This is a genomic window from Cupriavidus sp. FW305-46, from assembly GCF_058787075.1.
On the sequence record NZ_JBYSZI010000013.1, the window covers coordinates 101,795 to 116,574 of the forward strand.

The 14,780-nt window shown below is 69.0% G+C and carries 16 protein-coding genes; all 16 read left to right on the plus strand.

Annotation, left to right across the window (positions count from 1 at the left end; translation table 11 throughout):
* The first annotated feature begins 146 nt into the window (after nt 1–146).
* Nucleotides 147–1,181, plus strand: coding sequence for an aminoglycoside phosphotransferase family protein (locus tag AC3WON_RS08990; RefSeq protein WP_492317671.1), 1,035 nt, complete (start codon nt 147–149; stop codon nt 1,179–1,181).
* A gap of 4 nt (nt 1,182–1,185) precedes the next feature.
* The gene (locus tag AC3WON_RS08995) at nt 1,186–1,989 is read left to right on the plus strand and encodes an AzlC family ABC transporter permease (RefSeq protein WP_492351643.1); all 804 of its coding nucleotides are present in this window, start codon (nt 1,186–1,188) and stop codon (nt 1,987–1,989) included.
* The gene (locus AC3WON_RS09000) at nt 1,986–2,309 is read left to right on the plus strand and encodes an AzlD domain-containing protein (RefSeq protein ID WP_010813881.1); all 324 of its coding nucleotides are present in this window, start codon (nt 1,986–1,988) and stop codon (nt 2,307–2,309) included. Before AC3WON_RS08995 ends, AC3WON_RS09000 begins: the two co-directional genes overlap by 4 nt.
* On the plus strand, nt 2,309–3,052 hold the full coding sequence (murU, locus tag AC3WON_RS09005) for an N-acetylmuramate alpha-1-phosphate uridylyltransferase MurU (protein WP_011614547.1): 744 nt from the start codon (nt 2,309–2,311) through the stop codon (nt 3,050–3,052). Before AC3WON_RS09000 ends, murU begins: the two co-directional genes overlap by 1 nt.
* A 106-nt stretch (nt 3,053–3,158) precedes the next feature.
* Nucleotides 3,159–4,562, plus strand: a complete 1,404-nt coding sequence (locus AC3WON_RS09010; RefSeq protein WP_492317674.1) for an aminopeptidase P N-terminal domain-containing protein — start codon at nt 3,159–3,161, stop codon at nt 4,560–4,562.
* A complete protein-coding gene (locus AC3WON_RS09015; protein ID WP_492351644.1) occupies nt 4,559–5,038 on the plus strand; it encodes a hypothetical protein in 480 nt (159 codons plus the stop codon). The genes AC3WON_RS09010 and AC3WON_RS09015 overlap by 4 nt, the downstream gene beginning before the upstream one ends.
* The gene (locus AC3WON_RS09020) at nt 5,019–6,257 is read left to right on the plus strand and encodes a UbiH/UbiF/VisC/COQ6 family ubiquinone biosynthesis hydroxylase (protein WP_492351649.1); all 1,239 of its coding nucleotides are present in this window, start codon (nt 5,019–5,021) and stop codon (nt 6,255–6,257) included. The genes AC3WON_RS09015 and AC3WON_RS09020 overlap by 20 nt, the downstream gene beginning before the upstream one ends.
* A 284-nt stretch (nt 6,258–6,541) precedes the next feature.
* On the plus strand, nt 6,542–7,603 hold the full coding sequence (dusB, locus tag AC3WON_RS09025; protein WP_454749237.1) for a tRNA dihydrouridine synthase DusB: 1,062 nt from the start codon (nt 6,542–6,544) through the stop codon (nt 7,601–7,603).
* Nucleotides 7,600–7,833 (plus strand): Fis family transcriptional regulator, encoded by a 234-nt coding sequence (locus tag AC3WON_RS09030; RefSeq protein ID WP_010813887.1) that lies wholly within the window; start codon nt 7,600–7,602, stop codon nt 7,831–7,833. The genes dusB and AC3WON_RS09030 overlap by 4 nt, the downstream gene beginning before the upstream one ends.
* Nucleotides 7,834–7,855: 22 nt before the next feature.
* Complete coding sequence (purH, locus tag AC3WON_RS09035) at nt 7,856–9,430, plus strand: bifunctional phosphoribosylaminoimidazolecarboxamide formyltransferase/IMP cyclohydrolase (protein ID WP_492351645.1); 1,575 nt, start codon at nt 7,856–7,858, stop codon at nt 9,428–9,430.
* A 149-nt stretch (nt 9,431–9,579) separates the two neighbouring features.
* Nucleotides 9,580–10,125, plus strand: a complete 546-nt coding sequence (ruvC, locus tag AC3WON_RS09040) for a crossover junction endodeoxyribonuclease RuvC (RefSeq protein ID WP_492351646.1) — start codon at nt 9,580–9,582, stop codon at nt 10,123–10,125.
* 80 nt (nt 10,126–10,205) lie between these two features.
* A complete protein-coding gene (locus AC3WON_RS09045) occupies nt 10,206–11,438 on the plus strand; it encodes a glycerophosphodiester phosphodiesterase (RefSeq protein WP_492351647.1) in 1,233 nt (410 codons plus the stop codon).
* Nucleotides 11,439–11,515: 77 nt separating this feature from the next.
* Nucleotides 11,516–12,097, plus strand: a complete 582-nt coding sequence (gene ruvA, locus AC3WON_RS09050) for a Holliday junction branch migration protein RuvA (protein WP_010813891.1) — start codon at nt 11,516–11,518, stop codon at nt 12,095–12,097.
* A 58-nt stretch (nt 12,098–12,155) separates the two neighbouring features.
* The gene (gene ruvB / locus AC3WON_RS09055) at nt 12,156–13,214 is read left to right on the plus strand and encodes a Holliday junction branch migration DNA helicase RuvB (protein ID WP_010813892.1); all 1,059 of its coding nucleotides are present in this window, start codon (nt 12,156–12,158) and stop codon (nt 13,212–13,214) included.
* Nucleotides 13,215–13,421: 207 nt separating this feature from the next.
* Nucleotides 13,422–14,015 carry a hypothetical protein gene (locus AC3WON_RS09060; RefSeq protein WP_492317677.1) on the plus strand — a complete coding sequence of 198 codons (594 nt, stop codon included), beginning with the start codon at nt 13,422–13,424 and terminating at the stop codon, nt 14,013–14,015.
* Nucleotides 14,016–14,059: 44 nt separating this feature from the next.
* Nucleotides 14,060–14,644, plus strand: a complete 585-nt coding sequence (locus AC3WON_RS09065; protein WP_492351648.1) for a BPSL1445 family SYLF domain-containing lipoprotein — start codon at nt 14,060–14,062, stop codon at nt 14,642–14,644.
* The last annotated feature ends 136 nt before the right edge of the window (nt 14,645–14,780 follow it).

Below are 14,780 nucleotides of genomic sequence, written 5' to 3' on the forward strand. Positions count from 1 at the left end.
TGCGGGGCACCGAATGGCCCCACCCGGAGGCCGCCCGGCGCCCGGGTCTGGTCGGGTATTATACGGGGCAACCTAGGGTCGCCTTCCCGCTTACTTTCGGTTTCATTTACGTTTCCACTCTGCGCCCGTTCCCCACACGTATCTGTATGGCAGCTCTCCCCCACGACCCGCGCCTGGACCAGCTCAAGGCCTGGGTATCCGGACTTGGCCCGACTTGGTCCGCCGATCCCGATTCCTGCGCCCCCGCCTCGGCCGACGCCAGCTTCCGGCGCTATTTCCGCGTCAGCACCGGCCATCCGGCGCATCCCACCGCCATCGTGATGGACGCCCCGCCGGCGCACGAGGACTGCCGCCCGTTCATCCACGTATGCGGGCTGTTCGGCGCGGCCGGCGTGACCGTGCCGACCGTGCTGGCGCAGGATCTGGAGCAGGGTTTCCTGCTGCTGGCCGACCTTGGCAACCAGACCTACCTGTCGCGGCTCGATGACTCCACCGCCCACGGCATGTACGCCGACGCGGCCGCCGCGCTGGTCCGCATCCAGGCCGCCACCCGCCCCGGCGAGCTGCCGGCCTACGACCGCGCGCTGCTGCAGCGCGAGCTCGACCTGTTCCCGCAGTGGTATGTGGCCAGGCACCTCGGCGCCACCCTGACCGAGGCTCAGCAGGCGGACCTGCGCGAAGTGACTGAAGCGCTACTCGCCAATATCCTGGCGCAGCCGCAGGTCTACGTGCACCGCGATTTCCACTCGCGCAACCTGATGGTGCTCGACGGCGGCGCCAACCCGGGCGTACTCGACTTCCAGGACGCGGTGATCGGCCCGATCACCTACGACGCGGTCTCACTGTGGCGCGACGCCTATATCGAATGGGACGAGGAGCAGCAGCTGGACTGGCTGATCCGCTACTGGGAGCGCGCGCGCAAGGCCGGCCTGCCGGTCAGCGCCGACTTTGGCGAGTTCTATCGCGATTTTGAGTGGATGGGCCTGCAGCGCCACCTCAAGGTGCTGGGCATCTTTGCCCGCCTGTACCACCGCGACGGCAAGGACGGCTACCTGGCCAACCTGCCGCTGGTGATGAAGTACACCCGCCAGGTGGCCGGCCGCTACACCGAACTGCGCAAGCTGATCCGGCTGCTGGACGCGCTCGAAGGCGTGGCCAGCCCGGCCGGCTACACGTTCTGACGCCGTGCCCGACAACCAGCCCGTTCTGCCCGACCACCGCGCGCCCGCCATCACCGCCGCCGGCGAATGGCTGGCCGGCGCGCGCGCGCTCGCGCCGATGCTGCTGGGCGTGGTGCCGTTCGGCCTGATCTACGGCGTGCTGGCCGTCGGCGCCGGCATGCCGGCGTGGCTGGCCTGCGCGATGAGCGTGGTTGTGTTCGGCGGCGCCTCGCAGATGATCCTGACCCAGTTGTGGACTGCCGGCACGCCGGCAGTGGTGATCACGCTGACGGTGGCCATGGTCAACCTGCGCCACGCGCTGTATTCCGCCACCATCGCGCCCACGCTCGCGCACCTGCCGCGGCGCTGGAAGGCGCTGATCGCCTACCTGCTGACCGACGAAGCCTTTGCCGCGATGACGCACCGGCTTGGCGACAGCGGCCCGCGCGCCCGCTACCGCCACTGGTACTACTTCGGCGGCGGCTTCGCGCTGTGGGCCAGCTGGCAGCTGTCGACGCTGGCCGGCGTGCTGGTCGGCGCCCAGGTGCCGCGCGACTGGCCGCTCGATTTCTTCCTGCCGCTGACCTTCATCGGCATCATCGTGCCGGGCCTGAAGCACCGCTCGCACGTGGCCGCGGCGCTGGCCGCCAGCGTGCTGGCGGTGGCCTGCTACAGCCTGCCGCACAAGCTCGGGCTGATGGTGGCGGCGCTCGGCGGCATTGCCGTGGGCATGCTGGTGCTGGGCCGCGGCAACCGCCCCGGGCAACGCCCGGCCAGCCGTGGCGCCGATGCCACGCCAGGCGGACCAGCCGGCAAGGAGGCCGCATGAGTGCGATGACCCTGCTGTGGGTCTTCCTTGCCGCGGGCCTGGCGACCTTCCTGATCCGCCTGTCGTTCATCGCCGTGGAAGGCCGCGTGCGGCTGCCGTCGTGGTTCCGCACCGCGCTGCAGTTCGTGCCGGCAGCGATGCTGTCGGCGCTGATCGCCCCTGACCTGCTGATGCAGCATGGCGAGCTTGCCCTCACCCCCGCCAACGCGCGGCTGGTGGCCGGCGTGGTGGCCATCCTGATCGCCGCTCGAACCCGCAGCGTGGGCTGGACCATCGCCGGTGGCATGGCCGCGCTGCTTGCCCTGGAGGCTCTGTTCTGATGAAGGCCATGATCTTCGCCGCCGGCCGCGGCGACCGCATGCGTCCGTTGACCGATACCTGCCCCAAGCCGCTGCTGGCGGTTGGCGGCAAGCCACTGATCGTCTGGAAGATCGAGGCGCTGGCGCGTGCCGGCCTGCGCGACATCGTCATCAACCATGCCTGGCTGGGCGGACAGATCGAAGCCGCGCTGGGAGACGGCAGCCGTTTTGGCGTGCGGCTGGCCTATTCTGCCGAGGGCACTGCGCTGGAAACCGCCGGTGGCATCGCACAGGCCCTGCCGCTGCTGTCCGCGCACCCGGAGCGCGGCGAGATCTTCCTGGCCGTGTCGGGCGACATTTTCTGCGACTACGACTTCCGCAGGCTGTTGCCTCGCGCGCACGACATGGCCGGCGCGCCCGCCCCGCGCATGCACCTGGTGATGGTGCCCAACCCGGACTTTCACCCGAACGGCGACTTCACCTTGCAACCGAACGGGCTGCTGACGCTCGACGGGACACTGGCCAACGGTGGCGAACGGCTGACATTCGGCAATATCGGCCTGTACGACACGCGCCTCTTCACCGCCATCGAACCTGGCACCAAAATGCCGATGACACCCTACTACTGGGAGGCCATCGAGGCCGGCGCCGCTACCGGCGAACGCTTCGACGGACGCTGGGAGAACGTGGGCACGCCGGCGCAGCTGGCCGAGCTGGATGCGGCGCTTGCGACAGCAGCGCCTGTGGCGGCGCACGGGCGCTAGGTCGACTGACTGGGCGGGGGCTGGCAAGGCGCCCGGACGATCCCGCGGCCAGCGAGGCGCCAGCGGCGGTAGAATCGCCCTGATCCTCCTCATCCCAGGCCCTACCATGTCCTCACCCGACAACGCCCTCCTCGCCGCCTGCCGCGACCGCCGCGCCCGTGTGCTGCAGCACCTGCGCGCCGGCGGCGGCGGCGTGGCGATCCTGCCCACGGCGCCGGAAGCCATGCGCAACCGCGACAGCGACTACCCGTACCGGCACGACAGCTATTTCTATTACCTGAGCGGCTTTACCGAGCCCGATGCCGTGCTGGTGCTGGTGGCCGGCGCGCCGGGCGACCCCGCCGATGCCGACCGCAGCATCCTGTTCTGCCGCCCCAAGCATGAAGAGCGCGAGATCTGGGACGGTTTCCGTTTCGGCCCGGATGGCGCGCGCGCCGCGTTCGGCTTCGATGAAGCGCATTCGGTCGAAGAGATCGACGCCGCGCTCCCGCCGCTGCTGGCCAACCGCGCGCAGATCGCCTACCCGCTGGCCGACTCGACCCGCACCGACGTGCAGATGCGGCGCTGGATGGACGCCGTGCGCATGCAGGGCCGCGCCGGGGTGGCCGCGCCGTCGGTTGCGCTCGACATCCGCACCGTGCTCGATGAAATGCGCCTGTTCAAGGATGCCGGCGAGCTGGCCACCATGCGCCGCGCGGCGCAGATCTCCGCCGGGGCCCATGTGCGGGCCATGCAGGCCACCCGCGCCGGGCTGCGTGAATACCACCTGGAGGCGGAACTGCTCTATGAGTTCCGCCGCCATGGCGCGCAGAGCGTGGCCTATAACTCGATCGTCGCGGCCGGCCCCAACGCCTGCGTGCTGCACTACCGCGCCGGCCCCGCCGAACTGAGGGACGGCGACCTCTGCCTGATCGATGCCGGCTGCGAGTTCGACGGCTACGCCTCGGACATCACCCGCACCTTCCCGGTCTCGGGCCGCTTCTCGCCGGCGCAGCGAGAGCTGTACGACCTGGTGGTGGCCGCGCAGGACGCCGCCATTGCCGAGACCCGCGCCGGCGTGCCCTACAACGTGCCGCATGACGCCGCCGTGCGCGTGCTGGCACAGGGCATGCTCGATACCGGCCTGCTCGACCGCAACAAGGAGGGCACGCTCGACGATGTGCTCGCCAGCGGCAGCTACCGCCGCTTCTACATGCACCGCACCGGCCACTGGCTAGGCATGGATGTCCATGACGTGGGCGAATACCGCGTGGCCAGCCACGGCGGCGAAGGCGAGCGTCCGTGGCGACCGCTGCAGCCGGGCATGGTGCTGACCATCGAGCCCGGCATCTATGTGCGCCCGGCCGAGGACATACCCGAGCGCTATTGGCATGTCGGCATCCGCATCGAGGACGACGCCGTGGTCACCGAGGGCGACTGCGAGCTGATCACGCGCGGCGTGCCGGTGCTGGCCGACGAGATCGAGGCGCTGATGCGCGACAACGCGAGCGTTGCCGGAGGTCTGCGATGATCGGCTGGCTGCGCAGGATCTTTCCGGGCCAGTCCCGCAGCGGCAGCAATGCTGGCAGCGACCGCCGGCCCGATCCGTCCGAACCCTTCATCATCAACCTGTACGACGACCGCGTGGTGGTGCACCGCCCCGACGGCCAGCGCGAGGAAGTCGCCTGGGACACGCTCGAGCGCGTGGTGGTGCGGGTGTCCGACCGCGCGCCCTGGGCCGGCACGGCCTGGCTGATCCTGATCGGCACGCCCGATTCGGGCCAGGGCTGCGTGGCGCCGCTGAATGCCGCCAACCATGGTGCACTGCTTGAGCAGCTGCGCGCACTGCCGGGTTTCAACCACCAGAAGCTCGAGAACGCGCTGCGCGACGCTGCGGCCGGCAAGTCGCGCTCGGATGCGATCTGCTGGAAGCGCGATGCGGCAGCACCAACGGAGGCGGATGCGGGTCATGCAGGAGGCAGCGACGATGCCGGCCGCGCAGCCTGATTTCCAAAGCCTGCGCGATATCGCCATCGTCGGCGGCGGCCCGGTCGGGCTGGCGCTGGCCTGCCAGTTGCTCCGCACTACCGGCTGGCGCCTGACACTGGTCGATGCCGCCACGCCGGCGCGCGCCGCGCGCGATCCGCGCGCGATCGCGCTGTCGCATGGCAGCCGCCAGCTGCTGGAGCAGATCGGCGCCTGGCCGGTGCCCGGCAGCCCGATCGAGCATATCCATGTCTCGCAGCGCGGCCGCTTCGGCCATGTGCGGCTGCACCATGACGACTACGGCGTGCCGGCGCTCGGTTACGTGGTCCGCTACGGCGACTTGTGCGAGGCACTGGAGCGCGCGCTCGCCCATGCCGCGCAGGCGGCGGGCGAAGGCCGGCTGCAGCGCGTGTTCGAGACCCGCATCGACCAGATCGCACAGGAGCACGCGCCGAGCGCCGCGGACGATCCCGATGCCGGCGCCGTGCGACTGGCCGGCACCGGCCACGACGGCCAGGTGGAGTACCTGGCCGCGCGCCTGGTGGTGCAGGCCGAGGGCGGGCTGTTCCACCAGCAGGCCGCCCACCAGGGTCGCGGCGCGCGCACGCGCGACTATCGCCAGACCGCGGTGATCGCCCATGTGACCTGCTCGCGCCCGCAGCCGGGCTGGGCCTGGGAGCGCTTTACCGACGAAGGCCCGCTGGCGCTGCTGCCGCACGAGGAGCACGGCGTGCCGGGCTATGCGCTGGTGTGGTGCTGCCCGCCGGAGCAGGCCGCGCGGCGCATCGCGCTGCCGGAAGCGGAGTTCGCGGCGGAACTGGGCCGGGCCTTTGGCGACCGCATGGGCCATTTCACGCTGGCCGGCAAGCGCCATGCCTTCCCGCTCGGCCTGAATGCGGCCCCGGTGACCGTCAACGGCCGCGTGGCGGCCGTCGGCAATGCCGCGCAAACGCTGCACCCGGTGGCCGGACAGGGGCTCAACCTGGGCTTGCGCGACGCCTTCGCGCTGGCCGATTCGCTGCGCAGCGCCTGCACGCCGCAGGCGCTGCAAGCCTTCGCCAGCCGCCACCGGCTCGACCGCGCCGTCACCATCGGCGTGACCGACCTGCTGCCACGCGTGTTCGGCATCTCCTACCCGCTGGCCGCGCACGCGCGGGGCGCGTCGCTGGCCGTGCTGGCCTGCCTGCCGCCGCTGCGGCACGCGCTGGCGCGCCACATGATGTTCGGGATGCGTCGCTGACCTCGCCAGTGGCGCAAGCGCCACGCGCATGGCGGCGTTTGCGCCACGGTCCCTGCCGGGTTGCGCTCCGGATGCTCAAATCTTGGGCAATGGCGATGGTTTGGCGGTAGAATCCTGCCCTCGCACATGTCCCGATCCAACGCCGGCAGCAGTTTCGGCAGGGGCATGTTTTTCCGTTTCGTCTTCCGTCTCAGAGCAGGCTGTCCCGATCCCTTCCCTGGCGCCATCCGCGCCGCGAGGGCGCTACGGTCACCGGGACGGCCTCTCAGAACCGCCGCCCAACCGTGCAGATCGGACCTCACCAACTCCGCAACAACCTGTTTGTCGCCCCGATGGCGGGCGTGACGGACCGGCCCTTCCGCCAGCTGTGCAAGCAGCTCGGCGCGGGCTATGCGGTGTCGGAAATGGTGGCGTCCAACGCACAGCTGTGGAAGAGCGAGAAAACCATGCGCCGCGCCAACCACGCCGGCGAGGTCGAACCCATCGCCGTGCAGATCGCCGGCGCCGAGCCGTCGATGATGGCCGAGGCCGCGCGCTACAACGTGGACCGCGGCGCGCAGATCATCGACATCAACATGGGCTGCCCGGCCAAGAAGGTGTGCAACGTCGCCGCCGGCTCGGCCCTGCTGCAGAACGAGCCGCTGGTGGTGCGCATCGTCCAGGCAGTGGTCGGCGCCGTGGGCGACCGGGTGCCGGTCACGCTGAAGATCCGCACCGGCTGGAACCGCGAGAACCGCAATGCGCTGCGCATCGCGCACATGGTCGAGGATGCGGGCATCAGCATGCTGACCATCCACGGCCGCACCCGCGCCGACCTGTACCACGGTGACGCCGAGTACGAGACCATTGCCGCGGTCAAGGCAGCGGTCTCGATCCCGGTGGTCGCCAACGGCGACATCACCACGCCGCAGAAGGCCAAGCAAGTGCTGGCGCTGACCGGCGCGGACGCGATCATGATCGGCCGCGCGGCGCAGGGCCGGCCCTGGCTGTTCCGTGAGATCGAGCACTTCCTGAAGACCGGCGAGATGCTGCCGTCGCCGGAAGTTGCCGAGATCCGTGCCATCATGAATGCGCACCTGGAAGACCACTACGCCTTCTATGGCGAATTCACCGGCGTGCGCACCGCGCGCAAGCATATTGCCTGGTACACGCGCGGGCTGCGCGGCGCCAACCTGTTCCGCCACCGCATGAACACGCTGGAGAGCACCGCCGAACAACTGGCGGCGGTCAATGCGTTCTTCGACGAGCAGGCGCAGATCTCTGACCGGCTGGTGTACGTGGACGACGCAGCACAAGACCAAGACGAAGCGAACAACAACAAAAACGGGGAGTTGCTTGCCGCATGAGCCGCAACGCTATCGACCAGTGCATCCGGGAAAGCCTGGACACTTATTTTCGCGACCTGGACGGCGAAGAGCCGTCGAATATGTACAACATGGTGCTCGAGGCGGTCGAACGGCCGCTGCTGGAAGCCGTGATGGTGCGCGCCGAGCGCAACCAGTCGCTGGCCGCCGCCTATCTCGGCATCAATCGCAATACGCTGCGCAAGAAGCTGCAGCAGCACGGTTTACTTTGAATTTGAAGCGTCTCCCACAGCCATGATCAAGCAAGCCCTACTCTCCGTTTCCGACAAGACCGGCATCGTCGATTTCGCGCGCGAACTGAACGCGCTCGGCGTCACGCTGCTTTCCACCGGCGGCACCGCCAAGCTGCTGGCCGACAGCGGCCTGCCCGTGACGGAGGTGGCCGACTACACCGGCTTCCCGGAAATGCTCGACGGCCGCGTCAAGACGCTGCACCCGAAGGTGCACGGCGGCATCCTGGCGCGCCGCGACCTGCCCGAGCACATGGCCGCGCTGGCCGAGCACGACATCCCGACCATCGACCTGCTGGTGGTGAACCTGTACCCGTTCCAGCAGACCGTGGCCAAGGATGACTGCACCCTGCCCGACGCGATCGAGAACATCGACATCGGCGGTCCGACCATGCTGCGTTCGGCGGCCAAGAACCATCGCGACGTGACCGTGATCGTCGACCCGGCCGACTATGCCGTGGTGCTCGACGAAATGCGCGCCAACGCCAACAGCGTCGGCTACGACACCAATTTCCGCCTGGCCACCAAGGTGTTCGCGCACACCGCGCAATACGACGGCGCCATCACCAACTACCTGACCAGCCTCGGTGCCGACAAGTCGCACCAGGCTCGCAGCGCCTACCCGCAGACGCTGAACCTGGCCTTCGACAAGGTGCAGGAAATGCGTTACGGCGAGAACCCGCACCAGTCCGCCGCGTTCTACCGCGACCTGAAGGCCGTGGACGGCGCGCTGGCCAACTACGTGCAGCTGCAGGGCAAGGAACTGTCGTACAACAACATCGCCGACGCCGATGCGGCCTGGGAATGCGTCAAGTCATTCGACGCCGCCAGCGGCGCCGCCTGCGTCATCATCAAGCACGCCAACCCGTGCGGCGTGGCGCTGGGCGCGAATGCGCTGGAAGCCTATGACAAGGCCTTCAAGACCGATTCGACCTCGGCCTTCGGCGGCATCATCGCCTTTAACGTCGAGCTGGACGAAACCGCCGCGCAGGCCGTGGCCAAGCAGTTCGTCGAAGTGCTGATCGCCCCGTCGTTCAGCGCCGGCGCGCGTGCCGTGTTCGCGGCCAAGCAGAACGTGCGCCTGCTCGAGATCCCGCTGGGCAAGGGCATCAACCAGTATGACTTCAAGCGTGTCGGCGGCGGCCTGCTGGTGCAGAGCCCGGACGCCCGGAACGTGCAGCCGTCCGAGCTGCGCGTGGTGACGCGCCGCCACCCGACCCCGAAGGAAATGGACGACCTGATGTTCGCCTGGCGCGTGGCCAAGTTCGTCAAGTCCAATGCCATCGTGTTCTGCGGCGGCGGCATGACGCTGGGCGTGGGCGCGGGCCAGATGAGCCGCGTCGATTCGGCCCGCATCGCCAGCATCAAGGCGCAGAACGCCGGCCTGACGCTGGCCGGCTCGGCAGTGGCATCGGACGCGTTCTTCCCGTTCCGTGACGGCCTGGACGTGGTGGTCGACGCGGGCGCGACCTGCGTGATCCAGCCTGGCGGCTCGATGCGCGACGACGAAGTGATCGCCGCCGCCGACGAGCGCGGCATCGCCATGGTGGTGACCGGCACGCGGCATTTCCGCCACTAAGCACTGGCAGTGCTTGCAGTCTTGCCTGGCAAGGCCGCCGGCTCCCGAAGCGGTTTCGTTCTCCTGCAAGGGAAAGCGAAACCGCTTTTTGCATTAGGTGCCGGCGCAAAAGGCAATACACTAGCGACGGCATCCACCCTACCCACCCAATGCGAATCCTAGGCATCGACCCCGGCCTGCGCACCACCGGCTTCGGCGTGATCGAGAAGCACGGCAACAAGCTTGCCTACGTGGCCTCGGGCACGATCAAGAGCGACGGCAATTCAACGCTGCCGGAACGGCTGAAGACCCTCTACGACGGCATCAGCGAAGTGTCGCGCACCTATGCACCCGACTGCGCCGCGATCGAGAAGGTCTTCGTCAACGTCAACCCGCAGTCCACGCTGCTGCTCGGCCAGGCCCGCGGCGCGGTGATCTGCGGGTTGGTGGGCTATGGCTTGCCGGTGTTCGAGTACACCGCGTTGCAGCTGAAGGTGGCGGTGGTCGGCTATGGCCGCGCCAACAAGGCGCAGGTGCAGGAAATGGTGACGCGGCTGCTGATGCTGCCCGGCCAGCCCGGCAGCGATGCGGCGGATGCGCTCGGCGTGGCGATCTGCCATGCCAACGGCAGCGATACCCTGGGCACGCTGTCGGGCCTGGCGCCCGACCTGGTGCGCAAAGGCATGCGCGTGCGGCGCGGGCGGCTGGTCGGCTGAGCACGCCAGCGGCTGGCGCTTGCTGCGCCCGCTTCCCCATCTTTTACAATCGGGCCTTGGTCTCACCACAGGAACGCTGCATGCCTAGCCAGTCCCGATTGAGCGCGCCGCGCCGGCGCCCCAGCCTCTTCCCTGTTCTTGCCTTCCGGCGCTGGCTGTTTCCGGCCGCCGCGGCCTGCGCCGCGCTGGTCGCGGGCTGCGCCACCGCGCCGCGCCCTAAGCCCGTGTCCGCGGCTCCGGTGCCGGCACCCACCGCGAGCGCTGCGCCTGCGGCCGCCGCCACCCAGCCTCCCAAACCGCTGGTGATCGCCCATCGCGGCGCCAGCGCACTGCGCCCCGAACATACGCTTGCCGCCTACGCCAAAGCCATCGAGGACGGCGCCGACGCCATCGAGCCCGACCTGGTCATGACACGCGACGGCGTGCTGGTCGCGCGCCACGAAAACGACATCACCGGCACCACCAACGTGGCCGAGCTGCCGCAGTTTGCCGAGCGCAAGCGCACCAAGGTGATCGACGGCGAGCGCCTGAGCGGCTGGTTCACCGAAGACTTCACGCTGGCCGAGCTCAAGACCCTGCGCGCGCGTGAGCGTATCCCGCGCCTGCGCCCGGACAATGCGCGCCTGAACGACCAGTTCGAGGTGCCGACCTTCGACGAGATCGTGCGCCTGGCCGAGCAGGCCGCGCTGCGCACCGGCAAACCCATCGGCATCTACGCGGAGCTGAAGCACCCGAGCTACTTCCGCGGCATCGGGCTGCCGCTCGAGGACAAGCTGGTGGCCGCGCTCCGGGCACAACCCTACCTGCGCAACGCACCCGTTTTTATCCAGTGCTTCGAGACCGGCAGCCTGCGCGCGCTGCGGCGCACGCTTGGCAGCGGGCAGCCCAACGTGAAGCTGGTGCAGCTCATCGGCAACCCGCGCAAGGGCCCGGCCGACTGGAAGCTGGCGGGCGACGGCCGCACCTTCGGCGACATGCTGGGCGCGACCGGCCTGCGCGAGGTGGCGGCCTATGCCGACGGCATCGGCCCCGAGAAGAGCAGCGTGGTGCCGCGCGATGCGCAGGGCGCGCTGGCTGCGCCGACGCCGGTGGTGCGCCAGGCGCATGCTGCCGGGCTGTTCGTCCATCCCTACACCTTCCGTCCGGAAAACAGCTTCCTGCCCAAGGCGCTGCAGACCGGCGGCGACGACGCCACGCGCAGCCCGTCCGGCATGGAGCGGGAGGTGCAGGCCTTTATCGCGGCCGGCATCGATGGCTTCTTCACCGACGACCCGGCGCTGGGCCGGCGCGCGGTGGATACGCCGGCGCGCTGACCCGGCCGTGCGGCCGCTGGGCTACACTTGCGGCCGCCTGTTCCCTGACCCCCACCTTCCATTCCCTCCTCCGCACCATGATCGGACGCATCGCCGGCACCCTTATCGAGAAGAATCCCCCGCACCTGCTGGTCGATTGCCACGGCGTCGGCTACGAGGTGGACGTGCCGATGAGCACCTTCTACAACCTGCCCGCGGTGGGCCAGCCGGTGACGCTGCTGACGCAGCTGATCGTGCGCGAGGACGCGCACCTGCTGTACGGCTTCGGCACCGCATCGGAGCGCAACACCTTCCGCGAGCTGATCAAGATCACCGGCATCGGCGCGCGCATGGCACTGGCGGTGCTGTCGGGCATGTCGGTGCCCGAGCTGGCGCAGGCCATCACGCTGCAGGAAGCCGGCCGCCTCACGCGCATTCCCGGCATCGGCAAGAAGACCGCGGAGCGGCTGCTGCTCGAACTCAAGGGCAAGCTGGGCGCGGAGCTGGGCCACGTGCCGGGCACGCCGGCGGTGCCGGACAGCGCCGTCGACGTGCTCAATGCGCTGCTGGCGCTGGGCTACTCGGAGAAGGAAGCCGCCGCCGCGATCAAGCAGGTGCCGGCGGGGACCGGCGTGTCGGATGGCATCAAGCTGGCGCTCAAGGCATTGTCCAAGGCTTGAGACCTGCATAGGCGCGTAGAATGGCGGATTGTTGCCGCTGTCCGGGCCCCTGACCACCATGATCGAAACTGACAAGCTTGCCGCCCCCGCCCGCGTAATTGCCGCCACCCCCGCCTCGTCGCAGGAGGAGGCGTTCGAGCGCGCGCTGCGGCCCAAGCTGCTGGACGAATATGTCGGCCAGGAAAAGGTGCGCGGGCAGCTCGATATCTTCATGCACGCCGCGCGCAACCGGCGCGAGGCGCTGGACCACGTGCTGCTGTTCGGCCCGCCGGGCCTGGGCAAGACCACGCTGGCCCACATCATCGCGCGCGAGATGGGCGTCAACCTGCGCCAGACCTCGGGCCCCGTGCTGGAGCGCCCGGGCGACCTGGCCGCGCTGCTGACCAACCTGGAAGCCAACGACGTGCTGTTCATCGACGAGATCCACCGGCTCTCGCCGGTCGTCGAGGAAATCCTGTACCCGGCGCTCGAGGACTACCAGATCGACATCATGATCGGCGAGGGCCCGGCGGCGCGCTCGGTCAAGCTCGACCTGCAGCCGTTCACGCTGGTGGGCGCCACCACGCGTGCCGGCATGCTGACCAACCCGCTGCGCGACCGCTTCGGCATCGTGGCGCGGCTGGAGTTCTATACCGCCGATGAGCTGGCCCGCATCGTCACGCGCTCGGCGCAGCTGCTGCATGCACGCATCGATCCGCAGGGCGCGCTGGAAATCGCCCGGCGCGCGCGCGGCACGCCCCGTATCGCCAACCGGCTGCTGCGCCGGGTGCGCGACTACGCCGAGGTCAAGGGTGACGGGAACATCACCCGCGCCATGGCCGACGCGGCGCTGGCCATGCTGGACGTGGACAGCGTCGGCTTCGACCTGATGGACCGCAAGCTGCTGGAAGCCGTGCTGCACAAGTTCGGCGGCGGCCCCGTGGGCGTAGACAACCTGGCCGCGGCCATCGGTGAGGAGCGCGACACCATCGAGGACGTGCTCGAGCCCTACCTGATCCAGCAAGGCTACCTGCAGCGCACGCCGCGCGGGCGCGTGGCCACGGCTGCCGCCTACCGGCATTTCGGCCTGGCCAACCCACAAGGCAGCGGCGCCAGCGAGCTGTTCGGCGACGCCTGACAGCACGCTGCGAAGCAGCAACAGCGCCTTGGCAGGGCCCCGGCGCAGCACCAATTAAACGTTTTAATTTCGCGCTCCAAATTTTTTCGAAGTGGATTGCTGGCCCGTGGCCGATTGTCCACAATGGCTTTATCGGCACCGGCCCGGTGCTGCGATGGCCGCGCCCCGCCAGGCACGGCACCTTCACAAATACGTCAAGGAAAGCCAATGATTCGCCATTCGTCCAGCCTGCTCGCCGCAGCCCTCGCCGCCACCGCGTTCGCCGCCGGCAGTGCCAACGCCCAGCGCCCGCCGGCGCCGGTCGGCGTGGCCGAAGAGGCGGTCATCAGCGGCAAGATCGTCGATATCGATCCCCAATCCAAGGCCGTGCTGGTCCAGGGCCCGCGCGGCAACGTGGTCGAACTGGTGGCTGGCGACGAAGCCCGCAACTTTGGCCAGATCCGCAAGGGCGACATCCTCACGGTGGCGCGTGGCGCCGCGCTGGTCGCCGCGCTTGAGCCGGTCGACAGCAAGGCCACCGCACTGGCCGAATCGGTCGACCGCACCACGCGCGCCGCCGAGGGCGGCAAGCCCGGCATCATGCGCGAGATCACCACCACAGTGACCGCACAGATCACCAAGGTCGACCCGGCCAAGCGCCTGATCACCTTCCGCGGTCCGCGCGAGACGCTGCGCACCGTGAAAGTGCAGGATCCGGCCATCGACCTGAACGGCATCAAGCAGGGCCAGATGGCCAAGATCGTCTACCGTGAAGTCGTGGCCATTACGGTCAAGGCACCCGCGGCAGCCGCAGCCAACTGAGCCACTGAGCCAGACGCGGTACTTTTCCCATCAGGAGGTTACCTATGAATCGTCGCCACTTTGTTACCCGGGTTGCCGGATCGGGCCTGCTCGTTGCCACCGCAATGGCGGCAGGCTGCACCACCACCGGCACCAGCGCCTCGAAGGACCCGGTCGCCAAGAAGCAGGAAATCGATGCAGGGGTGGACGGAGCGCTGAACCGGCTGTTCTCCGCCAATCCCGGCGCACGCGACCTGGCGCAGCGTGCGCAAGGGGTCCTGGTGTTCCCGCGTGTCATCTCGGCCGGCCTGGTGGTAGGCGGCGAGTACGGCGAGGGTGCGCTGCGATCGAAGGGCGCGACGGTCGGCTACTACAGCACGACGCAGGCCTCGGTCGGGCTGACTGCCGGCGGGCAGTCCAAGGCCGTCATCATCATGTTCATGACCCCGGAGGCCTACAACAAGTTTGTTGCCAGCAAGGGCTGGACCGCCGGCGCCGATGCCAACGTGGCGGTGGCCAAGGTCGGCGCGGACGGCAGGCTCGACAGCCTGACCAGCCAGCAGCCGGTGATTGCCTTCGTGCAGACCAATGCCGGCCTGATGTTCGACGTCTCGGTAAACGGCTCCAAGATCAGCAAGCTGGATATCTGACCCGGCTGCGCCGCTCCACCTGAAGTTCCCGGCTTCGGCCGGGAATTTTCATTTCAGGCGGCCGCAGCAACGCTTGCGCACGCCGCGGCAGAATCCGGGGCCCGCTGGCATAATCGCGCCCAAAACACCGCGCGCC

Coding starts and splice junctions, on each gene's coding strand:
- purH (WP_492351645.1), top strand. CDS start 7,856: ATGATCAAGCAAGCCCTACTCTCCGTTTCCGACAAGACCGGCATCGTC.
- AC3WON_RS08990 (WP_492317671.1), top strand. CDS start 147: ATGGCAGCTCTCCCCCACGACCCGCGCCTGGACCAGCTCAAGGCCTGG.
- AC3WON_RS09060 (WP_492317677.1), top strand. CDS start 13,422: ATGATTCGCCATTCGTCCAGCCTGCTCGCCGCAGCCCTCGCCGCCACC.
- ruvC (WP_492351646.1), top strand. CDS start 9,580: ATGCGAATCCTAGGCATCGACCCCGGCCTGCGCACCACCGGCTTCGGC.
- AC3WON_RS09065 (WP_492351648.1), top strand. CDS start 14,060: ATGAATCGTCGCCACTTTGTTACCCGGGTTGCCGGATCGGGCCTGCTC.
- AC3WON_RS09015 (WP_492351644.1), top strand. CDS start 4,559: ATGATCGGCTGGCTGCGCAGGATCTTTCCGGGCCAGTCCCGCAGCGGC.
- AC3WON_RS09045 (WP_492351647.1), top strand. CDS start 10,206: ATGCCTAGCCAGTCCCGATTGAGCGCGCCGCGCCGGCGCCCCAGCCTC.
- AC3WON_RS09030 (WP_010813887.1), top strand. CDS start 7,600: ATGAGCCGCAACGCTATCGACCAGTGCATCCGGGAAAGCCTGGACACT.
- AC3WON_RS09020 (WP_492351649.1), top strand. CDS start 5,019: ATGCCGGCCGCGCAGCCTGATTTCCAAAGCCTGCGCGATATCGCCATC.
- AC3WON_RS09000 (WP_010813881.1), top strand. CDS start 1,986: ATGAGTGCGATGACCCTGCTGTGGGTCTTCCTTGCCGCGGGCCTGGCG.
- AC3WON_RS09010 (WP_492317674.1), top strand. CDS start 3,159: ATGTCCTCACCCGACAACGCCCTCCTCGCCGCCTGCCGCGACCGCCGC.
- murU (WP_011614547.1), top strand. CDS start 2,309: ATGAAGGCCATGATCTTCGCCGCCGGCCGCGGCGACCGCATGCGTCCG.
- ruvB (WP_010813892.1), top strand. CDS start 12,156: ATGATCGAAACTGACAAGCTTGCCGCCCCCGCCCGCGTAATTGCCGCC.
- ruvA (WP_010813891.1), top strand. CDS start 11,516: ATGATCGGACGCATCGCCGGCACCCTTATCGAGAAGAATCCCCCGCAC.